The sequence below is a fragment of the Maribacter sp. X9 genome, assembly GCF_048537565.1.
In the GTDB taxonomy this organism is placed as follows: Bacteria; Bacteroidota; Bacteroidia; order Flavobacteriales; family Flavobacteriaceae; genus Maribacter.
Map to the genome: position 1 here is coordinate 3,232,630 of NZ_CP183215.1, position 24,376 is coordinate 3,257,005.

Annotated in this window: 23 protein-coding genes and 1 riboswitch; of the genes, 13 read left to right on the plus strand and 10 right to left on the minus strand. The window is 37.8% G+C overall.

Annotated elements, in window-relative coordinates:
* Nucleotides 1-34 precede the first annotated feature (34 nt).
* Nucleotides 35-1,906, minus strand: coding sequence for a TonB-dependent receptor plug domain-containing protein (locus ACNR9Q_RS13880; RefSeq protein WP_419211820.1), 1,872 nt, complete (start codon nucleotides 1,904-1,906; stop codon nucleotides 35-37).
* A gap of 70 nt (nucleotides 1,907-1,976) precedes the next feature.
* Nucleotides 1,977-2,236: riboswitch (cobalamin riboswitch) on the minus strand.
* A 74-nt stretch (nucleotides 2,237-2,310) separates the two neighbouring features.
* On the opposite strand from ACNR9Q_RS13880, the gene ACNR9Q_RS13885 reads away from it, so the two are divergent.
* The 7 genes from ACNR9Q_RS13885 to ACNR9Q_RS13915 all read left to right on the plus strand — a co-directional run bounded on the left by ACNR9Q_RS13885 (nucleotide 2,311) and on the right by ACNR9Q_RS13915 (nucleotide 8,397).
* Nucleotides 2,311-3,456, plus strand: a complete 1,146-nt coding sequence (locus ACNR9Q_RS13885) for an ABC transporter substrate-binding protein (protein ID WP_419211821.1) — start codon at nucleotides 2,311-2,313, stop codon at nucleotides 3,454-3,456.
* A complete protein-coding gene (locus tag ACNR9Q_RS13890) occupies nucleotides 3,457-4,488 on the plus strand; it encodes a FecCD family ABC transporter permease (RefSeq protein ID WP_419211822.1) in 1,032 nt (343 codons plus the stop codon).
* A 143-nt stretch (nucleotides 4,489-4,631) separates the two neighbouring features.
* A complete protein-coding gene (locus ACNR9Q_RS13895) occupies nucleotides 4,632-5,027 on the plus strand; it encodes a response regulator (RefSeq protein ID WP_419211823.1) in 396 nt (131 codons plus the stop codon).
* Nucleotides 5,028-5,122: 95 nt separating this feature from the next.
* Entirely contained in the window at nucleotides 5,123-5,935 is an 813-nt protein-coding gene (locus ACNR9Q_RS13900) for an ABC transporter ATP-binding protein (protein WP_419211824.1), read from the plus strand.
* A gap of 107 nt (nucleotides 5,936-6,042) precedes the next feature.
* Complete coding sequence (rmuC, locus tag ACNR9Q_RS13905; RefSeq protein WP_419211825.1) at nucleotides 6,043-7,392, plus strand: DNA recombination protein RmuC; 1,350 nt, start codon at nucleotides 6,043-6,045, stop codon at nucleotides 7,390-7,392.
* Nucleotides 7,393-7,461: 69 nt separating this feature from the next.
* Complete coding sequence (locus ACNR9Q_RS13910; RefSeq protein ID WP_419211826.1) at nucleotides 7,462-7,827, plus strand: 6-phosphogluconate dehydrogenase; 366 nt, start codon at nucleotides 7,462-7,464, stop codon at nucleotides 7,825-7,827.
* Nucleotides 7,828-7,851: 24 nt separating this feature from the next.
* Nucleotides 7,852-8,397 carry an acyl-CoA thioesterase gene (locus ACNR9Q_RS13915; RefSeq protein ID WP_419211827.1) on the plus strand — a complete coding sequence of 182 codons (546 nt, stop codon included), beginning with the start codon at nucleotides 7,852-7,854 and terminating at the stop codon, nucleotides 8,395-8,397.
* Here ACNR9Q_RS13915 and pgl read toward each other — a convergent pair.
* Nucleotides 8,378-9,103 carry a 6-phosphogluconolactonase gene (gene pgl, locus ACNR9Q_RS13920; protein WP_419211828.1) on the minus strand — a complete coding sequence of 242 codons (726 nt, stop codon included), beginning with the start codon at nucleotides 9,101-9,103 and terminating at the stop codon, nucleotides 8,378-8,380. The genes ACNR9Q_RS13915 and pgl overlap by 20 nt on opposite strands.
* A 38-nt stretch (nucleotides 9,104-9,141) precedes the next feature.
* A complete protein-coding gene (gene zwf, locus ACNR9Q_RS13925) occupies nucleotides 9,142-10,674 on the minus strand; it encodes a glucose-6-phosphate dehydrogenase (RefSeq protein ID WP_419211829.1) in 1,533 nt (510 codons plus the stop codon).
* Nucleotides 10,675-10,858: 184 nt separating this feature from the next.
* Here zwf and gndA point away from each other — a divergent pair, with 184 nt between their 5' ends.
* From gndA to ACNR9Q_RS13945, 4 genes are read left to right on the plus strand one after another with little or no spacing between them, the layout of a single operon-like run.
* The gene (gene gndA / locus ACNR9Q_RS13930; RefSeq protein ID WP_419211830.1) at nucleotides 10,859-12,259 is read left to right on the plus strand and encodes an NADP-dependent phosphogluconate dehydrogenase; all 1,401 of its coding nucleotides are present in this window, start codon (nucleotides 10,859-10,861) and stop codon (nucleotides 12,257-12,259) included.
* Entirely contained in the window at nucleotides 12,210-12,809 is a 600-nt protein-coding gene (locus tag ACNR9Q_RS13935) for a DUF3124 domain-containing protein (RefSeq protein WP_419211831.1), read from the plus strand. The genes gndA and ACNR9Q_RS13935 overlap by 50 nt, the downstream gene beginning before the upstream one ends.
* A 49-nt stretch (nucleotides 12,810-12,858) precedes the next feature.
* Complete coding sequence (locus tag ACNR9Q_RS13940; RefSeq protein WP_419211832.1) at nucleotides 12,859-13,194, plus strand: n-acetylglutamate synthase; 336 nt, start codon at nucleotides 12,859-12,861, stop codon at nucleotides 13,192-13,194.
* Between the two features lie 57 nt (nucleotides 13,195-13,251).
* Nucleotides 13,252-13,602: a ribose-5-phosphate isomerase gene (locus ACNR9Q_RS13945; RefSeq protein WP_419211833.1), complete on the plus strand. Its 351-nt coding sequence runs from the start codon at nucleotides 13,252-13,254 to the stop codon at nucleotides 13,600-13,602.
* A gap of 37 nt (nucleotides 13,603-13,639) precedes the next feature.
* Here the strand turns inward: ACNR9Q_RS13945 and ACNR9Q_RS13950 are convergent, their stop codons facing one another.
* The 4 genes from ACNR9Q_RS13950 to rpmH form a co-directional block, all read right to left on the minus strand.
* The gene (locus ACNR9Q_RS13950) at nucleotides 13,640-14,857 is read right to left on the minus strand and encodes a Pycsar system effector family protein (RefSeq protein ID WP_419211834.1); all 1,218 of its coding nucleotides are present in this window, start codon (nucleotides 14,855-14,857) and stop codon (nucleotides 13,640-13,642) included.
* Nucleotides 14,858-14,920: 63 nt separating this feature from the next.
* Complete coding sequence (locus tag ACNR9Q_RS13955) at nucleotides 14,921-16,195, minus strand: hypothetical protein (RefSeq protein WP_419211835.1); 1,275 nt, start codon at nucleotides 16,193-16,195, stop codon at nucleotides 14,921-14,923.
* A gap of 660 nt (nucleotides 16,196-16,855) precedes the next feature.
* Complete coding sequence (gene carB / locus ACNR9Q_RS13960) at nucleotides 16,856-19,708, minus strand: carbamoyl-phosphate synthase large subunit (protein WP_419211836.1); 2,853 nt, start codon at nucleotides 19,706-19,708, stop codon at nucleotides 16,856-16,858.
* 90 nt (nucleotides 19,709-19,798) lie between these two features.
* On the minus strand, nucleotides 19,799-19,960 hold the full coding sequence (rpmH, locus tag ACNR9Q_RS13965; protein ID WP_036155072.1) for a 50S ribosomal protein L34: 162 nt from the start codon (nucleotides 19,958-19,960) through the stop codon (nucleotides 19,799-19,801).
* A 265-nt stretch (nucleotides 19,961-20,225) separates the two neighbouring features.
* On the opposite strand from rpmH, the gene ACNR9Q_RS13970 reads away from it, so the two are divergent.
* A complete protein-coding gene (locus tag ACNR9Q_RS13970) occupies nucleotides 20,226-20,741 on the plus strand; it encodes a DUF2892 domain-containing protein (RefSeq protein WP_419211837.1) in 516 nt (171 codons plus the stop codon).
* Between the two features lie 69 nt (nucleotides 20,742-20,810).
* Here ACNR9Q_RS13970 and ACNR9Q_RS13975 read toward each other — a convergent pair whose 3' ends face one another.
* Nucleotides 20,811-21,767, minus strand: coding sequence for a transglycosylase SLT domain-containing protein (locus ACNR9Q_RS13975; protein WP_419211838.1), 957 nt, complete (start codon nucleotides 21,765-21,767; stop codon nucleotides 20,811-20,813).
* A 63-nt stretch (nucleotides 21,768-21,830) separates the two neighbouring features.
* Nucleotides 21,831-22,481 (minus strand): alpha/beta hydrolase, encoded by a 651-nt coding sequence (locus ACNR9Q_RS13980; protein WP_419211839.1) that lies wholly within the window; start codon nucleotides 22,479-22,481, stop codon nucleotides 21,831-21,833.
* Nucleotides 22,482-22,666: 185 nt separating this feature from the next.
* On the opposite strand from ACNR9Q_RS13980, the gene ACNR9Q_RS13985 reads away from it, so the two are divergent.
* On the plus strand, nucleotides 22,667-22,963 hold the full coding sequence (locus ACNR9Q_RS13985) for a GNAT family N-acetyltransferase (protein ID WP_419211840.1): 297 nt from the start codon (nucleotides 22,667-22,669) through the stop codon (nucleotides 22,961-22,963).
* Nucleotides 22,964-22,996: 33 nt separating this feature from the next.
* On the opposite strand, the gene mtaB is transcribed toward ACNR9Q_RS13985, so the two are convergent.
* A complete protein-coding gene (mtaB, locus tag ACNR9Q_RS13990; RefSeq protein ID WP_419211841.1) occupies nucleotides 22,997-24,325 on the minus strand; it encodes a tRNA (N(6)-L-threonylcarbamoyladenosine(37)-C(2))-methylthiotransferase MtaB in 1,329 nt (442 codons plus the stop codon).
* Nucleotides 24,326-24,376: the final 51 nt, after the last annotated feature.

Consider the following 24,376-nt stretch of genomic DNA (forward strand, 5'->3'; position numbering starts at 1 on the left):
CAGCTATTTACGCTGCCCGTTTTTATATATTGTATTACAAGCTCAACTTAAACCCGAGCCGTACACTTCTTCCTCTTGTAGTATAATCTACCAACTCTGTGTATTGTTCGTTAAATAGATTATCCATCGATAGAAATGCTCCAAATCTATCCGAGAATTGGTGTTTTACCTGAAGGTTTACCAAGCTGAAACTGTCTAAATTCACGTTGGTGTAAGTTGCAAAATCAGTATCCGTACGATCAGATACATATTGATAGGAAAGTCCGACATACGTTTTCGTATTCAAATCGTATCCTAAATTAGCATTCACCTTATTTTTTGGCACTCGTAAAGCTAAACCTTCTTTTGAATTCGTGTAGGTATAATTAGCATTGAATGTCAAACCTGTTAAGGGTGCAGAAGTAAGACCTACCTCTACCCCATCAAAATGTGCCGTATTTCCAGCATTTCTGTACTGACTTTCAAAGGTCACGGGATCAATGGTCACATATTCAATGCGTTCATTTTCCGTTCTATTGAAATAAACGGCATTGAAAGAGAATTTTTCTGACATCCTATATTCCAGACCACCTTCCAACGTTCTGTCATCTTCAGGGTCCAAATCTGGGTTGGCTCCGTAAGGACCGAATAACTGTGATAAATTAGGTGCTATATAAGAGGTTGCATACGAACCTAAAAACTTCAAATAACCAGAACCTGTTTTTATCCTGTAGGAGGGATTTATATTGTAAATAAAATGAGATCCATAGTTACTATGATTGTTTAAACGAACACCGGCATTCACATTAATTCCCGATTCACCGATATAGACAAAGTTGGCGTACGGATCCCAAGAATTGGCATTCTTCTCTTCGGTAAAAAGCGTTTGGTTGTCAATATAATTTAAACCGACGATGGTATGCACATTTTCAAGAAAGGTATACTTATTAAAAACATCTAACACGTACGATTGGGAATTATAGGCAGATGGGAAATCTGCGAAAAAAGACCTATCTATTTGGTTAAATGCCGTATTTACGTGAAAACTTCCCTTTTTATATCCATACGTACCGGCTAAACCAAAGCGCGATTGTTCACTTACAAATTGAAAATCAGCATCTTCAATGGGGAATCCATTATCGTAATCGCTATTCAATTTGTTGTAGAATGCCGACGCGGTAAGTTGTATTCTTTTCGTGAATTGATATCCGACCTTAACATTACCGTCTATTCGAGATAAAGCATCAGGTTCGGTTCCAATGGCAGCTGATAAGCCATCGGTGAACTGATGTCCGCCCGATGCTAAAAACGACAACTTACCTTTTTTTGCCGTAAGGTTAAGGGTATTTGAAAAATCGGAAATATTATAATTTTGATCACTTTGGTCTTGATTTGTTCCCAAACTGGATAATACCTCCAAACCAAGTCCTTCTTTCTTCGCCTGTTTGGTAGTGATACTAATTACAGCGGTGGCTGCAGAATTACCATATAAGGTACTAGCGGCTCCTTTTAAAATCTCGATACTTTCAATCTGCGAAGTATTCAACAACCGTAAATCATATTCCCCATTCGTGCCTGACGGATCTGATACCTGAATGCCATCTATAATCACCAAAACTTGGCGGTTGTTACCTCCTCTCACGTAGGTAGACAGGTTTTGACCTGCATAACTGCGGCTACCATTAATTTCAATGCCACTTTTGGTATTGATGATTTCAGCTACTGAACGTCCTTGATTTTGCTGTAATTCCTTTTGAGTAATTTTGATAACCGTTTTTCCAGAGTTTTCTCTTTTTAACTGAAAACGAGAGTCACTCACGACCACTTCATCTAATTCTAACGTTTTAACGGAATCTTGTTGTTCCTGTGCCGTTACGTTGGCACATAACAAAACAGTGACCGTAGGCCACAAAAAATAATTTTTCATTCGTTTAAATTCATAAACGGGAGCGTAGTATGTCTGTACCCATACGTAAACTTCTATCCCGAAAGTTTAACATTTATTGTTTGAATAAGGCAGGTCTCCTGACTTGTTTTATGCTATTTTGCCTTCCCATGTTGGCTGAACCGGTTCAGTTTGCACAGTGGCTTTGAAGAAAATAACATCCTCTAAAAAAGGTGCCGTACCCAATCTACCTGCCGGCAGAACTATGTTCGGCATAAACTTACAGTTGCGGGAACAGCTCCGGATTCACACCGGATTCCCTTTTAATTCCGACGCTTAAAAGCGATGGAAACCAAAATTCACGGCGAAAATAAACATTTTGTTTAATCTTTCTAGGTAAAGTTTTATAATACTACTTTTGAAAAATAGAACTAAAAATCGGCATATTGAAACAACTACTCGTTTTCAGTTACTTACTCTTTTTATGTGGTTGTAAGCAGGGAAAAAAAGAAGCAATTCTTGATGAAACCCCTATAGAAAGTACTGATATACACTATGCAAAGGGCTTTTCCATAGAACATCGATCATCTGGTTTAACCCTATTGCGAATACGTTCACCATGGCCAAATACGGATGCATCATTTACGTACGCTCTAATCTCCAAGGAGAAACAAGCGGCCATGAGCCTGAACAAAAATGAATATGATGCCATTATCTCTGTACCTGTTGAAAATATAGTAGTAACCTCTACTACTCATATTCCGGCCCTGGAAGCTCTGGGTGTTTTAGATAAACTCATCGGATTCCCCGATACAAAGTACATTTCATCTGAGGCTACACGAGAACGTGTGGCTTCTGGAAACATACAGGAGTTGGGTAACAACGAAAACCTTAATGTAGAGGCAGTTTTGGCCTTACAGCCCGACCTTGTCGTAGGGTTTGCGGTAAGTGATGCCAATAGTGCATATGGGACCTTAAATCGTTCGAACATACCTGTGATTTATAATGGGGATTGGATGGAAGAAACTCCTTTAGGCAAAGCGGAATGGCTCAAGTTTTTTGCCCCATTTTTCAATAAAGAGGCCGAAGCCGACGCTATTTTTAAAGAAATTGAAGAGGACTATCTTCAGGCAAAAGAACTGGCCGCCAGTGCCAACAACATACCAACGGTGCTTAGTGGGGCCATGTATAGGGATGTATGGTATTTACCAGGGGGGCAAAGTTGGGCCGCCAATTTTTTTAAAGATGCCAATGCTAATTATTTATGGGCCGATACCCCAGAAAGTGGAAGCCTGTCCTTAAGTTGGGAAAGTGTATTGGATGTGGCCAAAAATGCCGATTATTGGATCGGTCCCGCTCAATTCACCTCATATAACGATATGAAAAACTCAAGTGAACATTATGCCCAGTTTGCTTCCTTCAATACTAAAAAAATCTACACCTTTGCTAATACCACCGGCGATACAGGTGGAACGCTGTATTACGAACTGGCGCCACAGCGACCCGACCTTGTACTTCAAGATCTTATTCATATTTTACACCCTGGCCTGTTACCTGACTATAAACCGTTCTTTTTTAAACCATTAGATTAATTGTCGAAAAAGCCCACATATTCAATTCACTTTTTGCTCTTACTTCTAGGGCTCTTTTGCTGTTTTATTTTAAATGTGAGTCTAGGGTCGGTTCGCATACCATTCTCGGTCACTTTGAAGACCATTTTTGATGCGGACAAGGAACTATCCTCCTTTTCTTATATTATTTGGAATTACCGTCTACCTAAAGCTTTTACGGCCCTTGTGGTAGGTGCTTCACTTTCCTTGAGCGGACTTTTAATGCAGACCCTTTTTAGAAATCCGCTTGCAGGTCCTTTTGTTCTCGGTATCAGTTCTGGGGCTAGTCTCGGTGCTGCGTTAGTCATCATGGGGTCATCCCTTTTTTCAGGACTTACCTCATTATCAGTCTTTAACGATATAGTGTTGGCCGCGGCATCCAGTCTAGGAAGTTTTTTGGTCCTATTAGTGGTTCTGGCAGTTGCTGTAAAAGTAAAGGACACGATGGCTCTTCTTATAATTGGATTAATGTTCGGCAGTGTCACTGCGGCGATTGTGGGCATACTTTCCTATTTCAGCAAAGCGGAAAAATTACAGCAATACATTTTTTGGTCTTTTGGTAGTTTGGGCAATTTATCATGGTATCAGTTAGTAATCGTATTACTCTGCACGTTCACAGGTATTGTGTTAAGTGTTTTATCGATCAAATCACTTAACGCTTTTCTATTGGGGGAAAATTATGCCCAGAGCTTAGGGGTGCGCTTGAAAAACTCACGCCGTATGATCATCATTGCTACGGGATTATTGGCCGGTTGCATTACTGCGTTTGCCGGACCTATCGCCTTTGTGGGTTTGGCCGTACCTCATCTTACACGCCAACTTTTTCATACTACAGATCACAAGATTCTTATTCCTGCTGTCTTATGTTGCGGTGCCATTTTAATGTTACTTTGCGATACTATAGCACAATTACCCGGTTCTGTGAATGTTTTGCCTATAAATACGATAACCAGTATTTTCGGAGCTCCCTTAGTCATTTGGTTGTTGGTGCGTAAAAAGAAAATGCTATTTTGAGTGTTACCTACCTAATTATATTTAGAACGATTAATTCTTCCCAAATCATAGTTTAACTATTAATTGGTGTATGTTAGAATCTAATCGTAATATTGTGAGGTTGAATGAAATGCACTTATTTTTTTTAAGTAGAGGTTTATTTTATGAAATTAAATACAATTTGCATAATTGATGATGACCCCATTTTTGTTTATGGCACAAAAATATTACTAAACCATAACAAAGATTTTGGCGATGATGTTTTGGTCTACGAAAACGGAAAAGAGGCTTTAGACAACCTTTCCTCCATATTACGTTCAGGGCAAAAATTACCAAATATTATTTTTTTGGATTTAAACATGCCCTTTATGGATGGTTGGCAATTCTTGGATGCTTTCATTCAACTTCCGATCAGTGAACAACCTCTTATTTTTATTACCACATCCTCTATTAATCAAGAAGATAAAGATAGGGCGCTACACTATAAAATTGTTAAAGAATTTCTCATTAAGCCCCTATATGACAGTCAATTGAAAAAATTGTTCGAAAAATATAATTAGCATAGTTCATGTCAATCATCCTTCCCTAAAAAAGAAAGAATAGGCTTTATAGAACCTCAATCGAGAGGTATAAAAGTGCCTAGATTAGACTATTTTTGATTCCTTTAAAAAATAAAGCCATTAAAACTACTGAACGAAATAGCTCATTAATTATCAAAGAATTAGCTATCGGTTATGACACTAAAATAATAGCCAAAGCTATTTCTTTTGATCTTGCCGAAGGCGAGCTGGCCGCAATTGTGGGTGTTAACGGTATCGGGAAGTCTACTTTATTGCGAACCATTGGAGGTTTTCAAAAGAAACTATCAGGATTCATTAGACTGGATGGAAAGGAATTGTCAACCATAGAAGCCTTGGATCTAGCTACTAAAATAAGTGTGGTTTTAACGGAGCCCATCACATCAAAGAACATGTCCGTTAAGGAACTGTTAGCTTTAGGAAGACAACCCTATACGAATTGGCTGGGAATATTATCTCAAAAGGATAAATCAATTATTCATGAAAGTAGTTCCCTTTTGAAATTGGATGCGTTCTTGGATAAAAAATGTTATGAATTAAGTGACGGTCAATTGCAACGTGTTATGATTGCGAGAGCTTTAGTTCAAGATACTCCTATTATACTTCTTGATGAGCCTACCACCCATTTGGATCTCTACCACAAGGTCCAAATATTGAAATTATTGAAACAGATTGCGCATCAAACGAAAAAAATCATACTTTTTACAAGCCATGAAATTGAATTGGCCATACAATTGTGCGACAAAATGCTAGTTTTAGATGGTAGAACGAATGCATTTGACGAACCCTGTAAACTCATTGAAAACAACAGCTTTGACACCTTGTTCCCTACCGATTTGATTTCCTTTGATGCTAACACCGGATCTTTCAAAATAAAGAAGCAAGTTTAATTACTTTGCTTTATAACCAGTCATCGAGGGATGTTAATTAAAACCAGAAAGCCTTTTAAAAATTACAGGTCGATCCAGTATCTTTACTTCATCTCTTCATAAAAATCATGAACGAAATCTATATGTATGTCCTCTTTGGTATCCTATGTTTAGTCATAGGTTATATTCTAGGAAACTACATACAACGGTTAAAAACAAAAGCCCGACAAAGTGCCCTAGAGGAGCGAGAGCAGCAAATGCATAATAATCTTTCTGTTTTACAAGAGCGATTAAAAGATGCGGAACAACATCGGATTACTTTACAAACAGAAAAAGGACAGTTGAGCACTCAAATTGTGCGGTATCAGGCAGATTTAGAAAACTTACAGGAAAAAAATAGGGAACAAAAGGAAGAAGTAGAAAAATTACAGGAAAAATTCACTAAGGAATTTGAAAACCTTGCCAATAAAATTCTTGAGGAGAAAAGCCTGAAATTTACAGAACGTAACGAAAAGAACATAAAAGATATCCTTACCCCTTTAAATGAAAAGATTCAACTTTTCGAAAGAAAGGTAGAAGAAAGCCAAAAAGAGAACATCAGTATTCATTCTGCACTCAAAGAACAACTTTTAAATTTGCAGACCCAAAATCTGAAGATTACCCAAGAAGCGGAGAATTTAACGAAAGCCTTAAAAGGTGATAGCAAAATGCAAGGTAACTGGGGAGAACTTGTTTTGGAGCGTGTTTTAGAAAAATCTGGATTGGAAAAAAATCGGGAGTACACAGTGCAACAAAGCTTTACCCGTACAGATGGCACTCGTGTTTTACCCGATGTAATTATTAATCTACCCGACGGTAAAAAAATGGTGGTCGATTCGAAGGTTTCCTTGACCGATTATGAACGCTATGTTAATTCAGATGAGGAATTTAGAGGCAAATACTTAAAAGACCACATTAATTCGTTGCGAAGGCACGTAGACCAATTATCGGCCAAGAAATATGAGGATCTCTATGAAATGGAAAGTCCCGATTTTGTTCTGATGTTCGTCCCCATTGAACCTGCTTTTGCTATTGCGATCAACCAAGACAGTTCTATATACAACAAAGCTTTTGAAAAGAACATCGTAATTGTTACACCATCTACGCTATTAGCGACCTTACGGACTATAGATAGTATGTGGAACAATGAGAAACAACAACGCAACGCTATAGAAATTGCACGGCAGGCCGGTGCTCTTTATGATAAGTTTGAAGGTTTTGTAAGCGACCTCACGAAGGTTGGAAAAAAAATGGACGAGGCTAAAGGTGAGTACCGGGGCGCCATGAACAAATTGGTAGAAGGCCGAGGCAACATCGTTGCCAGCATTGAAAAATTAAAAAAAATGGGGGCCAAGGCCAAAAAATCCATTCCAGAATCGATATTGAAAAGGGCTTTGGAAGATGGTGATTTTGAAGAAGAGCTAAAATTAAAATCCTAATACCGTAACAGAAACAGATAATTAGGTGTAATTAGCATACAATCCAAAATGAACACTAAAATTTAATCGATGAAAAAAATAGTATCACTAATAGTTTTAGGAATCGTTGCCCTAGCGGCACTCTATTATGCCTTTATCTATTTCGTACCTTTTAGCGAAGGGGTACGTTCTGGAGAGTTAATAAAAATAAGTCACAAAGGTGTTTTGGTCAAAACTTGGGAAGGTGAAATAAGCCAAGGGATATCAGGGGCACAAATCTTCTCTTTTTCTGTGTTGGATAAAGACAAAGACGTTATTGAAAAACTGAAGGAATACCAAGGCCAGTACGTAAAAGTAGATTACACAGAACGTTATTCTACCTTCTTTTGGTTAGGGGATACCAAATATTTCATAACCGATGTAAAAGCTGAAAAATCACCACATTTTAGAAATTAGAGAGAACGAATCATATTCTGTAGAATGGAAAAATTTAAAAGTGTAAAAGAATCTCAGGTATCCATAACGGAGTTGATGCTTCCCTCCCATTCCAACTTTGGAGGAAAGGTGCATGGTGGCTACATTTTAAACCTAATGGACCAAATTGCTTTCGCCTGTGCTTCTAAACATTCACAACAGTATTGCGTTACCGCTTCGGTCAATAGGGTGAATTTCTTGAACCCGATTGAGGTTGGAGAATTAGTAACCTTAAAGGCCAGCATTAATTATACGGGTCGAACGTCGATGGTCGTCGGGGTAAGGGTAGAGTCTGAAAACATAACTTCAGGGAAAAGAAAACATTGCAATTCTTCCTATTTCACCATGGTTGCCAAAGGTGAAGATGGTAAAAATGTACCAGTTCCCGGATTGATAGTTTCTGATAACCAAGGTGTAAGAAGATTTGCCCGAAGCAAATATCGTAAATTAGAAGCGCAGCAACGCGATACTAAATTCGAACCAAAATCCTTTAAATCCATTGATTATTTAAAGGAATTGGAAAATGAAAACATTAAGATTGATCTAATGTAAGTTCTTCTGCCGCATCGGCATCCAAGAACCAAACTAAATCTTTTGTTTTAGGAGATACATGACTTGCCGGATACTTTAAATAGCCTTCCTCACGATCCACGATAATTCTGACCTTATCCGCCTTGGTATCCCCCGTAACCAAGAATGTCACGGTTTTGGCGTTATTGATTATCCTACCTGTAATGGAAACTCTTTTTTGACCGGAATCTGGATGTGTGGCCACTTCACAATTATCAGGAGATATCCATAGCTTTAGTTCATGTGGAAAGATAGAAGCCGTGTGCCCATCGTCACCCATCCCTAAAATCACTAAATCGAACTGTGGTAACCCTAATTCCTTAGGCAGTATTTCTTCCAATAAACTACCGTAACGTTTGGCTTCGGTTTGCGGATCTTCTTCCCCTCTGATACGATGAATATTTTCTTCAGGAATATCAATTTTAGAAATAAGATGCTCTACCGTCATCTTATAATTACTTTCATCATCGTCAGGAGCTACACAACGCTCATCTCCCCAATATAGATGAATGTTAGACCAGTTGATTTTACCTGAAAATTCATCGGCCAATACATCAAACACAATTTTAGGAGTGCTTCCACCCGACAACGCTACATGAAAGGGGTGATCTTCATTTGACTTTGCCGCAAAATACTTTGAAAATTCTTCGGCAACCCTCATCTTGTTTTGATACACCTTAACCTCCATGTTGTCTCTTTTATAAATTGAAATCTTAATTGTTTGTATTAACAAATAACGCAATATCCGGTATCATCCGCTAAATTCTCACTTGGGTTGCGCCATTCTCCCACACCTTCAATCAAATCATCTGCATTTTCAGGGCCCCAAACGCCCGCGGCATACCCATACATTTTAACATCTTTTCCTTTTTCCCAATATTCTAAAATGGGGTCTACGAAAGCCCAAGCCGTTTCAACTTCATCTGCCCTGGCATATAAAGTTGCGTCACCTTGCATGGCATCTAACAACAACCGCTCGTAAGCCTCCATAACATGGGTATCAGCTAAGCTAGAATAGTAAAAATCCATATTGGCACGTTCTACCTGAAAACCTTGCCCAGGGACTTTAACTCCGAATTTAATTAGGATTCCCTCATCAGGCTGAATACGGATAATCAATTTATTATCCTTATTGCTCATTCCCGCCTCCGTGAAAATTTGGTGGTGGGGTGTTTTAAAGTGAATGACCACTTCGGTTACTTTAGTCGGCATACGTTTTGCCGTTCTAACATAAAACGGAACATCGGCCCAACGCCAGTTATCCACAAAAAATTTTATGGCCGCATAGGTTTCGGTCGTTGAATTTGGATTTACCCCTTCTTCTTCACGATATCCTTTAACTTCTTTACCCTCAATTTTAGAGCTCACATATTGTGCTCTAATCGTATTATCGAACAAGGTTTGTTCATCGTTCATTACCCTGAGCGATTTCAATGCCTTGAGCTTTTCATTTCTGATTTCTTCTGCATTTGCGCTTAAGGGCGGTTCCATTACGATTAGGGCCACGATCTGCAAAAGGTGACTTTGGAACATATCTCGTAGAGCACCCGATTTATCATAGTATCCTCCACGTTTTTCAACACCGACGCTTTCTGCATTGGTAATCTCTACGTGGTGTATATAATTCCTGTTCCATAGGGGCTCGAATATGCTGTTGGCAAAACGGGTTACCAGCAAGTTTTGTACCGTTTCCTTTCCTAAGTAATGATCGATACGGAAAATTTGACTTTCCTTAAAATAGGTATGAAGCCCATCGTTCAATTCTTTTGCAGATTCAAGACTATAGCCAAACGGTTTTTCAACAATGAGCCTTCGCCAACCATCGGTCTCGCTGTTCAAACCTTGGTCTGATAGATTTTTGGCAATGGGCTCGTAAAGACTTGGTGGTGTAGAAAGGTAAAAGATATAGTTACCATCAGTACCATATTTCTGATTCAAATCAGAGATTCGCTTCTCTAAGCGTTCATAAGACGTATCGTATTCGGATCCTAAATCTTCATAGAACAATTTGTCGGCAAACTTCTCGATGTAGGTTTCATCGTTATCTTTACGTTCCTTTTCCAAGTAGGTGCTTTCCAAGACAACCTTACTCCTGAATTTTAAGTCGCCCAAATCACTTCTGCTCACCCCAAGTACCACGAATTTATCCGGTAGATGTTTCCCTTCATATAAATTGAAAATAGCGGGTATCAATTTTCTTGCCGTCAAATCTCCAGATGCACCAAAAATGATGAGCATTTGATTGTCTGTTTTCTTCATAAACGCTTTCTATACTTATTTTAAATATATTGAAAAGAAACGCAAATTTAAGTTGCTTTGCAACTGCAATTGCTATTAAAGTCAATATTTTAATATATTTTTGGTTTACACCAACTAGGTTTAAGGAATTCCTACAGAACAATAAATTCCTTGGTATTTTTATAACTATTTAAATAATTTATTTATGTACGATTTTGGTTTGGTAGGTCTTGGAGTAATGGGACGAAATTTCATCCTGAATGTGGCCGATAATGGATTTACCGCTTATGGATATGATTTGGATAAAGAGAAGGTAAATTCCTTGAAAGACGAAGGTGGCGATTTAGAAAAAGTAGATGCATCCACCAATATTAAGACCTTTGTAAAATCTTTAAAACAACCCCGTAAAATAATGTTGTTGGTGCCCGCTGGAAAAATTGTCGATTCTGTTATAGAATCACTCTTACCCTATATTGACAAAGGTGATATTATCATCGATGGTGGTAATTCATTTTTTACCGATACGGATCGTAGGGAAAGTGAACTTCAAAATAGGGCGATCAACTTTTTTGGCGCCGGTGTTTCGGGTGGGGCGAAAGGTGCCCGTAGAGGTCCGAGCATTATGCCAGGCGGTTCAAAATCTGCCTACGAACATATCAAACCAATTTTCGAGGCCGTGGCGGCGAAATATGAAGGTGAACCCTGCGTTGCTTATTTAGGTCCGAAATCTGCAGGAAATTATGTGAAAATGGTCCATAATGGTATTGAATACGGACTAATGCAGTTAACCTCTGAAATCTATGACATTCTTAAAAAGGGGGGCGATTATACCAACGACGAGCTTCATTCGACATTCGCAAAATGGAATTCAGGAAGACTTCAATCCTTTTTAGTAGAGATTACTTCTGAAATCTTCGAGCAAAAAGATGATTTAACCGATGGCCGATTGGTCGACCAAATTCTGGATAAGGCAAAACAAAAGGGAACCGGAAAATGGACGAGTCAGAATGCAATGGATTTGGGTATTCCAGTTCCATCGATAGATGTTGCCGTAAGTATGCGCGAACTTTCGGCGTTGAAAGATGAAAGAGTAAAAGCCGATGCCCTGTATGGCAGACCTAAAGTGGCCCATATGGATAAGGAAAAATTAGCCGAACTTTCAGAAAAAGCATTGTATTTCTCGTTCATCATAACCTATGCACAAGGCCTTCATCAATTAGCCGATGCTTCAAAGGAATATGGATATAAATTGGATATTTCAGTAATCGCTAAAATATGGCGTGCAGGTTGTATCATTCGCGCAGGACTTTTAGCGGACATCACAGAAGCCTTTAAAGCTGATGCCTCTTTACCGAACCTATTACTTTCACCAAACTTTGTAAATAAAGTTGAAGAGACCGTAGGAGCAGCTAGAGAATTAGTTGCTTTTGGAGCTATAAACGGTATACCTCTGCCAGGACTTTCCAATTCACTTATCTATTTTGATGCGTATACTTCTAGCAGATTGCCTTTAAACCTTATACAAGCTCAACGGGATTATTTTGGTTCACATACCTATGAACGATTGGATAAAGAAGGTATCTTCCATACAGAATGGGATGAATAATTTCCCGAATTTAAAACAACTGATGATTCAGACCCTTCGTCTAAGCTATTTGTTTGCGCTTTTACTTTTCATTAATTCCTGCAAACAGCCCAAGAAAGATGTTAATCAAGTTGAGATACTTGATGAACATGTATTGGACAGAAGGGTCAATGAAGTTGTAATAGACTCACTAGTGAGAGAAGTATACGTTCCTATTTATTCAGACATCTATAACCAAACAAGAGATTCTAGAACCTTACTTACAGCAACCTTGAGTATACGGAATACCAGTATTAGGGACAGTCTCTTTGTTAGTAAAATAGATTATTACAACACACAAGGTGATTTGGTAAGAAGCTATATTGATACTCCTATTTTTCTTAAGCCCATGGAATCGATCGATTATGTTATCGAACAACAAGATACATCAGGAGGAAGTGGTGCAAATTTTTTAATCGATTGGTATTCAAAAAAACAATTGAACCCCTTATTTCAAGCGGTTATGGTGGGTGGATTAGGAGCACAAGCATTCTCATTTACTACCGATGGTCTTGAAGTGGCCCGTGAGTAAATAGAAACTTTAAACATTCACGATTGCTTTTTTAGTAAAATCAATTACTATGAACTATAACAACAAACGCTTCAGACCTGTTCAGAACTCAGAAAACGGAGAAACATCAGGAGAAACCGTTTTTGAATATAAACAATCAGGAGAAATCTTAACGGGTGAATATCAAGGTGGTGATATCGTAAAAGGACAGCTTATCGGTTTAGTGAACGCAGCAGGAACAATCGATATGCGTTACCATCAGGTAAATAAAAAAGGGGAACTTATGACCGGCAAATGTAGGTCTACTTATGAACTATTACCCAATGGTAGAATAAGGTTGTATGAGGATTGGCACTGGACATCGGGCGATTGCTCCAAAGGAAAATCAATATTAGAAGAGTTTTAAGAAAGGCCATTCTTTATTCAATAGGACGCTCTGCCCCACGAAACAATCGATCTCTTAATGGCAAAAACAGAATATAGAATATACGTCGTTGAACTCCATAAAAAAGTTTATACAGAACATCGCAGGTTTAGAGCGGCCAATCCACAGTTCAATGGTGTGCTAGAATGTTTGTATGTCGGCATGACCAGCAAGACCCCAAAAGAGCGGTTAAAGCAGCATAAAACAGGTTATAGAAATAGTAAGGGACATAACTTATCTTCTTCAATTGTTAAAAAATACGGTTCTTATTTAAGACCCAGTCTCTATAACCATATTGATCCTATAACCTCTAGAGCCGAGGCGTTAAAAATGGAAGAACTTTTGGCATTAGAGTTACGAAGAAAAAAATATGCGGTCTGGTTTAATTGAGCATTAATAATTAAAGAGTTGTTTTAAAACATATTATCTAACTACCTGGTGTTACAGCTTCTAAAATTTCATCTTCTATTCCATAATATTTAAGGGCGATAGTAAATGCGATTACAGACAGGATAATACCAACGATAAATATTGAATAGGTCCACCGCAACAATCTGTACTTATTCTGAAGCACCTTACCTAAATAATAAAGATCCATGCTTAAGGAATCATAAATGGACTCCTTGCTCTTGATGATTTCTTTAAGTTTCGCTTTAAATTGGCCCATTTCAAGGGAATGAAAATTACCGAAAAATAAAAAATTAGTGTCTTTCTTTTTAATATCATCATCTACCAGTTCAGTATTGTCGACCTTGGGACGCGTCGCTAAAACCGACATAATCATTGACGCAATACTAAAAAGCACAAAAATTACAGTGGGATAAATAAGATAAGAATTGGACGGGGAATCTAATTTAGGCAACAAATTGGCCAATAAAAGGGATATGATTATCGCATTTACTGAGAGTAGGATATTAGCCTTGGTATCTGCAATATCACTTAATTTAAGATGGTTTCTTAATTCTATACGGTACAAGGACTGAATTGCCCTTTGTGGACTTTCATCTTTTAATTTAGCCTTTAAGGTTTCCTTCTTTTCCGTCTTAACTGCTTTTTGCATACTCTTCATAAGTGCAAGAACATTCTCCTCTTTACCTTCTTGCCAATTCTCCTTGGCAAAATCAGTATAAAATCGATGCTCTATTCGAAGCTTCTCTACGTATTGCAATCGCCAAGATTCCATATTTGCCACCGGCCTCTGAAAATTCTCAAGTTCGAGTCGTAAAAGACCCAACATTTCCTCAAAATCTTCAGAGGCGTAAAAAAACGTTCTAACATCTTTTAAAATAGCCTCTTCTTCATTCTTCGGAGTGCTATCTTCCCAAGCCGATTGTATCAGCTTGCCAACATTCTCGACCTCCTTTTCGGTAATTTTTTCTTCTTTTAGGAAGTTGGTAGCCAACTGTATACTTTCCTTAACATGGTCTTCATACGAAATCGCATAACCGGTATTTAAAAACCATGACGCGATGAGTACCTGATTTTTATCCACTTTGGATGAAGGGCTCTCCTCTAGAATTTTTTCTGTTTTAGCGACTTGTTTCTTAGTAAATCCCTGACTATGAAATAAGAAATTGTTGTTGAGTTGATCGGCCAATAGATGTTTTACATGTTTTTCAACCTTTTTAACTACGCCTACAGTCATATTTATTTATTTTTTTGATTTAGTTGTTTCATTGGAATTGAAGAATGGATTATCTCAGAAGTATCATAAACAGTTAAAACACTGCATTTGCTCCTTGTTTAGGTTCAAATCTTCAGACCCTTTTAAAGGTTCTTCCAATGCTCCACTCTCGTTCAGTACTTTCTTAAATTGGGCGGCATATTCCTTTAAATTTTTCCGTCTACTTTTTATTTTTTTAATAAGTTCCTCTCCATCTAACTTAAAAATTTCTTTTGGCCAGACAGAAAAAGACGATGAAATAGCTTCATCTGTCAATAAAAATTGTAATTTCTCTGCCTCTTGTGTAAATATTGTTTCTGGGATATCCTTCATAAAATATACATCAAATGGAGATATTAATCCTTCTATATAACTTACGTCTTTTTCGAAAGATTGCACTTCAGGCAAAACCATGTTGTTAGAAATTAAATTCGGCAAAACCCCCTCCAAGTTAAAAAATGCATTATCACGATCACAGGGCAATGGTATTGCCGTAATCGAGTCTCCTTTTTTCTCAATCGCCCAACCCCATTGTTTTGCATGACGGTCCCAATCGCCGATCAACAAGTCGAACAGACGCGCCCTTACCAAAGCCGATTCATTTATTGATACCGTTTTAGGCTGTTCTATTTTCAGTTCCTGTAAATCTTCGGTGTCTATTAGAGAGGATATATTCTTTTCTCCCAACCATGTGGCATTGCCCTCTGTTTCATACTCCAAAAGAAACAAGCGGTTTCCAAATTTATCGTTGAAATTTTTGAGTTTCTCCTGCTTGGGCATAAATACCAGTTTAGGTCTCGTACTATAAACTCCCGCTTTCTCTGAAAGCTTTGAAACCACTAAAGCTGCATACGGGTGTTGCGCAGAAATACCATCGACCACGATATTTTCTAACCCTAGTGTTTCTGCAACTTTTGGTATTAATGGAGATGGGTCTTTGGTGACACTCCGTAATGTCAACAAGGTGCCATTATCGGTTTCCAATTTTAAGGAATGGGTTTGATGCCCCCCACCCTCTTCCAAGATTTTAACGTGTCCAAAAAGCGTGTCTAAATAGACTATTTGAACTTTTACAGGTGTTGACCAAGCGGCTCTGTATTGCTCACCTTGCATGAGATTTTTTACTTCATCTGCAGTATATAAAGTGCTGGCGGCCACTAAGACAGAGTCATATTTTTTAAAGTTAATGGTGTCTAGATCTCCCATACCTACTATTTCACAAGTTGAAAATTCTTTTGAAGTACTGGAAAGTGACCAGTAGGTCAATCCCATAAATAGGAGCATTAATAGTGCTAAAAACAGAAGTACTTTTTTCAACATGAAGTGATTAGAATTCCAATGGATAAGAATAGCGAATAATCACGTGTAATCATTCCCTAATAAAATTAAATTTTAGCTTTAAAATCTCATGTGGTGCTTATTTTTAGTCTAAAAGGGACTTCAAACTATTTGGATACATACGATTTAAATGTAAACTAGACCGCCAAATGAAAAAGTCAAATTTCGGTATGAATTAATAATGTCTTAAAAAAACAAGAATAGTTCTATTCAATTGCCATAAAATTTTCCTTTAAAAATTCCAAAAAAATAATGCCCCTGAACGGACCAATAGCAGACTACACCCTAGATGCGAAAACCATTTTATACGCTGCGAATAGTGCATTTTACTAAAAAAGAAACGCTTACATTTTGTATGGTATTCGCAAGGTAAAGGCGATGACATATCATCAAATGCTGGTTATTCTTGGGCCATTATTATACTATTAAATGTCTAAAACCTATTTGCGCCAATGAACTAAAAGAATTTTTAGAGAGAGAGAGAGACTTTTAAAATTATCAGACATCGGGCCACCTATAGAAATAGGTAAAAAAACCAGTGTTGTAAAATTCGATAAGAAGGAAATTAGAAAACTATATGCCGAAGGAAAACTTTAATGGTATAAAGTTTTACTTCGGCATACTATCACTTATAACTACAGCTTATTTACTCAGATACATTTTGCGCCGAGCATATAGGTTGTAGAACTCGTCATCCTTTAAGCTATCTATGAATAGAATGCTTTCTCCGGTACTCTTCATCTCTGGACCTAAGTTTTTATTTACATTAGGGAATTTGTTGAAAGAGAATACCGGTTGTTTAATGGCAAAACCTTCCAATTGCGGATTGAAGTTGAAATCTTTGACCTTCTTCTCTCCCAACATTACCTTGGTCGCATAGTTTACATAAGGTTCTTTGTAGGCCTTTGCAATAAATGGCACTGTACGTGAAGCTCTTGGATTCGCTTCGATGATATAAACAATATCATCTTTTATCGCGAATTGAATATTAATTAAACCAACTGTATTCAAAGCCAAGGCAATTTTTTTGGTATGATCCTTAATTTGCTGCATTACAAATTCACCAAGATTAAATGGAGGTAACGTTGCGTTAGAATCACCTGAGTGAATACCACAAGGCTCTATATGCTCCATGATACCAATGATGTAAACATCCTCTCCATCACAAATGGCATCGGCTTCCGCTTCAATTGCCCCATCTAAATAATGATCCAACAATAATTTATTATTCGGAATTTTTCGTAGAAGGTCAACCACATGTTCCTCCAGTTCTTCTTTGTTAATGACAATTTTCATGCCCTGACCCCCTAAAACATACGAAGGTCTTACCAATAACGGAAAGTCTAACTTATCGGCCAGTGCCAATGCTTCGTCCGCTGTCTCGGCGACACCGAACTCAGGAAAGGGAATATTATTATCCTTTAACAATTCGGAGAAACTACCCCGGTCCTCCGCTAAATCCAAGGCCTCGAAACTGGTTCCGATAATTTTGATCCCGTATTTAGATAATTTTTCCGCTAGTTTAAGCGCTGTTTGTCCGCCCAACTGCACAATCACTCCCTCAGGTTTTTCATGACGAATGATATCATAGATATGCTCCCAGAAAACAGGTTCAAAATAAAGTTTATCGGCAGTATCGAAATCTGTCGATACCGTTTCTGGATTACAATTGATCATAATGGTTTCGTAACCACATTCAGCTGCAGCTAATACCCCATGAACACAACAATAATCAAATTCGATTCCTTGACCGATTCGGTTTGGACCTGACCCAAGAACTACAATCTTTTTCTTATCGGTAACCACACTATCATTCTCTACATATCTTGTACCATCCGGTTTTTCTATTTCCGCTTCAAAGGTTGAATAGTAGTAAGGCGTCATCGCTTTAAATTCTGCCGCACAAGTATCTACCAATTTATAAACACGGTTTATATTCAATTCTGTCCGTTTATTGTAGACTTCACTTTCGTAACAATCCAACATGTGTGCTATTTGTCGGTCGGCGAAACCTTTCTGCTTGGCTTCCAATAACAAATCCTTACTTAATGAGGCAATGGTATATTTTGAGATTTCCTTTTCCAAGAAATGTAATTCCTCATATTGTTTAAGGAACCACATATCTATTTTTGTGATTTCATGAATCCTACTTAAAGGAATACCCATTTGAATAGCATCATAGATTACAAAAACCCTGTCCCAACTAGGTATGGTTAGCTTACTTATGATTTGATCATAGTCTTTATAACCTTTACCGTCCGCCCCTAATCCATTTCGTTTTATTTCTAAGGACTGGGTAGCTTTATGCAACGCTTCTTGAAAGGAACGCCCAATACCCATAACCTCTCCTACAGATTTCATCTGCAGGCCAAGGGTACGGTTAGAGCCTTCAAATTTGTCAAAGTTCCAACGTGGTATTTTTACGATTACATAATCTAAGGTCGGCTCGAATAAAGCCGATGTAGATTTTGTGATTTGATTTTCCAATTCATCCAGAGAATATCCTATGGCCAGTTTAGTGGCAATCTTAGCAATTGGATACCCCGTAGCTTTTGATGCCAATGCCGATGACCTTGAAACCCGTGGATTAATCTCAATGGCTATGATATCTTCTTTCTCATCAGGACTCACAGCAAATTGTACGTTGCACCCTCCTTCAAAATCCCCTATGCTACGCATCATTTTAATTGCCATATCCCTCATTTTCTGGAACGTTCTATCAGACAGGGTCATGGCAGGTGCAACGGTTATGGAATCACCCGTATGGATACCCATCGGGTCCATATTCTCTATGGTACAAATGATAACTACATTATCGTTCTTATCCCGCAATAACTCAAGTTCATATTCCTTCCAACCCATAAGGGCCTTATCGATCATCACCTCATGAATTGGGGAAATTTCCAATCCATAACTTAATAACTCGTCAAAATCCTCTGACTTATAAACTATGGATGCTCCAGCTCCACCGAGGGTGTAAGATGCTCGGATCACTAACGGGAAACCAAATTCCTGGGCTATTTCTTTACCTTTTAAGAATGAAGTTGCTGTTGCCTGGGGTGCCATGCCAACACCTATCTTCAACATCAATTCTCTAAATTGCTCTCTATCTTCGGTAATATTGATGGCGTCAATATCAACCCCTATCAATTCTACTCCAAAATCTTCCCAAATACCTTTCTTATCCGCCTCGATACAAAGGTTCAAAGCAGTCTGTCCCCCCATAGTCGGCAGCACTGCATCTATCTGTGGATGAGCCTTTAGAATTTCAACGATCGATTTTGTTGTCAAAGGCTTTAAATAGACATGATCCGCCATGGTAGGATCGGTCATAATGGTTGCAGGATTGCTATTGATCAAAATAGTTTCTATACCGTCTTCACGTAACGAACGCAAGGATTGACTACCGGCATAATCAAATTCACAAGCCTGACCAATAACAATGGGACCAGAACCTATTATCAATATTGAGTTTAAATCTTTTCTTTTCGGCATTTTTTAATGAAGTGTTTTCAGAATTGGACAAAAAAAAGGTGCTACTTTCAGAAAAGTAACACCTCAATATTTTTAAAAATAAGAAATCATTTATTTTTTGTGGCTTGGTTCAGAGGAAACGGTTAATTTTTTTCTTCCTTTTGCTCTTCTTCTTGCAAGAACTTTTCTTCCGTTAACGGAAGCCATACGCTCACGAAAACCGTGTTTGTTCTTTCTCTTTCTCTTTGATGGTTGAAACGTTCTCTTGCTCATCGCCTATATATTAAATGCTTGTTTTTATTTGTAAAAATCCCTCGTTCAAGGGAAGGGTAAAACTGGGCGCAAATATACAAAGAGTTTTTTCTTTGGCAAGTGTTATGAAAAAAAATATTTTTATAATTCCTTACCATTGAAAACCTAGCTTTTGACTAATTTTGCCAGAATTGAAATTTAGCACTTACGTGGCTCGATTTTTATGGGGTTTTACCTAAAATGAAAAGCTCCACCAAATACAAATTCATATAAAAATTAACCAACTATGTTCAATAAAAATTTAAAATTAGTCATTGCAGGACTAATCATAGCCTATTCCGTTTATCAATTTATAGAGGGAAATATAGGTAATGGTATTTTTCTAATCCTTTTATCGCTAATTTTTATCTTTCTTTATTTTAGAAATGAAATCATTCTTTTGGCATTTTTAAGAATGCGAAAGCAAGATTTGGAAGGAACCAAAAAGTGGTTGGATAAAATTAAAAACCCTTCGGCAGCATTGACCGTAAAACAGCAGGGGTATTATAATTATCTACACGGGATCATTTTTTCACAAACCAATCTGACACAGGCAGAAAAATATTTCAAAAAAGCCTTGAAACTTGGTCTTACTATGGATTATGATGTAGCCATGGCCAAATTAAGCCTCGCAGGTATAGCGATGCAAAAAAGACGTAAGCGTGAAGCCACAATGCTACTTAACGAAGCGAAGAAGTTAGACAAAAACAACATGTTAGCCGATCAGATAAAAATGATGCAGCAACAAATGAAAAAAATCTAACCCATTCTACCCAATATTCAAAAAAAAACCTTTCTGATATCAGAAAGGTTTTTTTATCTCTACTGGAATTTATCTCCCCATTTGATAATATCCTTTATTCGGTATTTCTATAGCATACTTTTTACCGGAGGCATTATTTAAATTAGGCTCCCTCAACCAAGGGTTATGTCTTTTTAAAATTTTATAGGTGATTTCATATTCTTGAGCGAAATCGGCAAAATCGGCAACCGGCTTATCTACTTCAACCGTAAAGGTAGGCACGGCCTTATACATATCTTCCTTTTCTATATGAAAGCCATATTTTTCGGGATTGGACAAAATTTCTTTAATGGCCATGATTCTAAACACATATCTCCCTGTTTCGTCACCCAATAGCAAATCCCAATAATTATCCACTTGTTGAATGCCCATATATTTATTGATCGCCCCAGGCCCTGCATTATAAGCTGCCGCGGTCAATGCCCAGCTGCCATATCTATCTTTCCATTTTTTCAAATATTTACAGGCCACCTCGGTCGATTTCTCCAAATGATAACGTTCATCAACATTCGAATTTACTTCAAGTCCGTACTCCCTTCCCGTATCTCTCATTATCTGCCAAAAACCTGTTGCCCCGGCAGGCGAAACTACATTCGTCAATCCGCTTTCGGCAACGGCCAAGTATTTAAAATCATCAGGTATCCCGTTCTTCGCCAAAATAGGCTCGATTACCGGAAAATATTTGTGGGCCCGTTTCATCAACAATAAGGCATTTGATTGCCAATAAGTATTCACCAAGAACTCACGATCTACACGTTCCATAATTTCCGGATCGGATTGAGGAACGATTTCCCCGGCAAAATTCAAATCTTCTGGTATATCTATGGAGGAAATCCTATATTCCGAAGCCACATTTTTCTGAATGCTATCATTGGCCATAAGGTCTCTTTTTTCAGTAATTGCATCCGTATTTTGTACTGCAAAAATTAGACTGCTTGCTATAAATACCACCCCCAAAAGCATCAGAATATTTTTTATTATTTTCATGAATCCTATATTTAAAAATTAATTCTTCTATCGTCTTTTACCAAAGGTATATATAGAACTATCTTATTCCAAAATAATTGTTGGTAAGTTCTCGTTAAACCATTTAGCCCTATGAATGATCATGGTATGGGTTCCATTTTTCACCGGGATACAATCCTTTATATTTAAAATAGGGAAGACAGTATCCTTTTCTCCTTGAATATGGACTAAGTTTTCTGGAACCACGGTTTGCCGCCAGTTCACCAATTGATCTATACACCAGTCTATGTAACCTTTATCCTGTATTGACAAATAGCGCTCATACAGTTCCAATCTTCTCACAACAGACTCCCCAAAGGCATACTTAGCTAGTAATTCAACATTGTTTATCAAGCCGGTCGGCAATAATCTATACACCTTCGTATACCGTGCAAAAAGCATTTTTCTTGGAAGTTCGTGACATGTTTTTACGCTGGAAATGATAATTATTTGCTTTACAGCAATCCATTTTGACATTTCTTGCACCAATAATCCTCCCAAAGAAACCCCTAATAGAACCGGATTATCATGTTTAATTTTTAAGCACATTTTTTCCGCATATCCCGAAAGCGAAATATTATGTTGCGGTATGCTCCATTCCAAAAAATGGAGTTCGAATTTTTCTTCTGGAAGCTTAATATACTCAAAAATAGCGGGGCTTGCCGCCATTCCGGGCATACAATATATATGTGTCATAATAAAAATAATTCTATTCGAACGTATTAAACGCTAGGAAATTAGGTATATTTTAACTATTTTTGAAAGAAGATGCAAAATAGGTCATGATTGGCCAAATCTCATAAAGCATTCCTAAAAAGAATCAATTACGATAAGAGAACGTCGTAATTTTTTTGTCTTGTAGCAACACTAAAATTAACTATATGAACGATGTTATTATTAAGGATAATTCTTTTCTGCGCCAATTTGAAACGACCGTAGATGGTCATCTTGCCAGAATAGAATATTCTTCCCAAGAACGTAAAGTATTCCTGACCAAGTTAGTCGTTCCTGAAGAAATTACCGAAGAAGGTTTCAGAGAAAATTTCATCAAAGCCGTTTTGAACAACATTCAAGAAAAGAATCTAAGAGTTGTTCCCACCAGTCCTCATATTGCAGGATTTCTAAGAAAGAATAGGTTACAGTACAAAGAAATGCTGCCTATCGGAATACGAATCTAAAAAATTAAGAAGCCTCTCGATCGAGAGGCTTTTTTATGCTTCTACTTTTTCTTTTACAAACTCGAACCGTACTAAACCATCAACATCTATTTCAGTTAACCTCACTTGGTGAAGTGTGTTCACCAACTCTGGATTCCAGGGAGATTTAACTTTCACATAGTTTTCGGTAAAACCCTGTATATAACCTTCTTTGTTCTCACCCTCAAACAAGACCGTTAAATCATTCCCCAGCTGGCTTTCGTAAAAGGCCCTTCTTTTTTTAGCCGATAACCCTCGTAACATTTTACTACGTTTATTACGTACTTTTTTTGGCACAACCCCTTTCATAGTAGCAGCCGGGGTATTGTCCCTTTCCGAATAGGTAAAGACGTGTAAATAAGAAATGTCCAACTCATTTAAGAAATGATAGGTTTCCAAAAAATGTTGCTCTGTTTCCCCGGGAAATCCAACAATAACATCTACTCCAATGCAACAATTAGGCATCGCTTCCCTAATTTTATGTACGCGTTCTTTATATAAATTAGTCATATACCTTCGCTTCATCAATTTCAGCAAATCATCACTTCCACTTTGTAAGGGAATATGAAAATGGGGAACAAAAGTTTTGCTTTGTGCTACAAAATCTATGGTTTCGTTTTTTAAAAGATTGGGTTCAATAGATGATATACGCAAACGGTGAATTCCATCTACATCATCCAATGCTTTCACAAGGTCTAAGAAGGTATGTTCATGCTTTTTATTACCAAACTCACCTTTACCATAATCTCCTATATTGACTCCGGTTAAAACGATTTCCTTAATTCCCTGATTCGATATATCAGTGGCATTTTTCAAAACATTTTCCAAGGTGTCACTACGGGAAATTCCCCGTGCCAAGGGTATGGTGCAATAGGTGCACTTGTAATCACAACCATCCTGAACCTTTAAAAATGCCCTAGTTCTATCGCCTATGGCGTAACTTCCTACGTAAAAATCGGCCTCCGAAATTTCACAGGAGTGCACTTTACCTAAATCGTTTTTCGTGAGGTCGTTGATATAATCGGTAATCTTGAATTTTTCGGTGGCACCCAAGACGAGGTCGACCCCATCTACATCGGCTAATTCCTCTGGCTTCAATTGCGCATAGCAACCGACTGCGGCAATAAAGGCATCAGGATTTGACTTTTGTGCCTGTTTTACAATGGTCTTGAATTTTTTATCGGCATTATCGGTAACCGAACAGGTATTTATAACATACATATCGGCTTCTTCCGTAAAATCTACACGATCAAAACCCTCATCTGTAAAATTTCGGGCAATCGTTGAGGTTTCGGAAAAATTCAACTTACAACCAAGGGTGTAAAAGGCGACCTTTTTTTTCATCGGATATAATTCTCTCAATTACTGGAGCACAAAGTTAATTAAACTTAATCG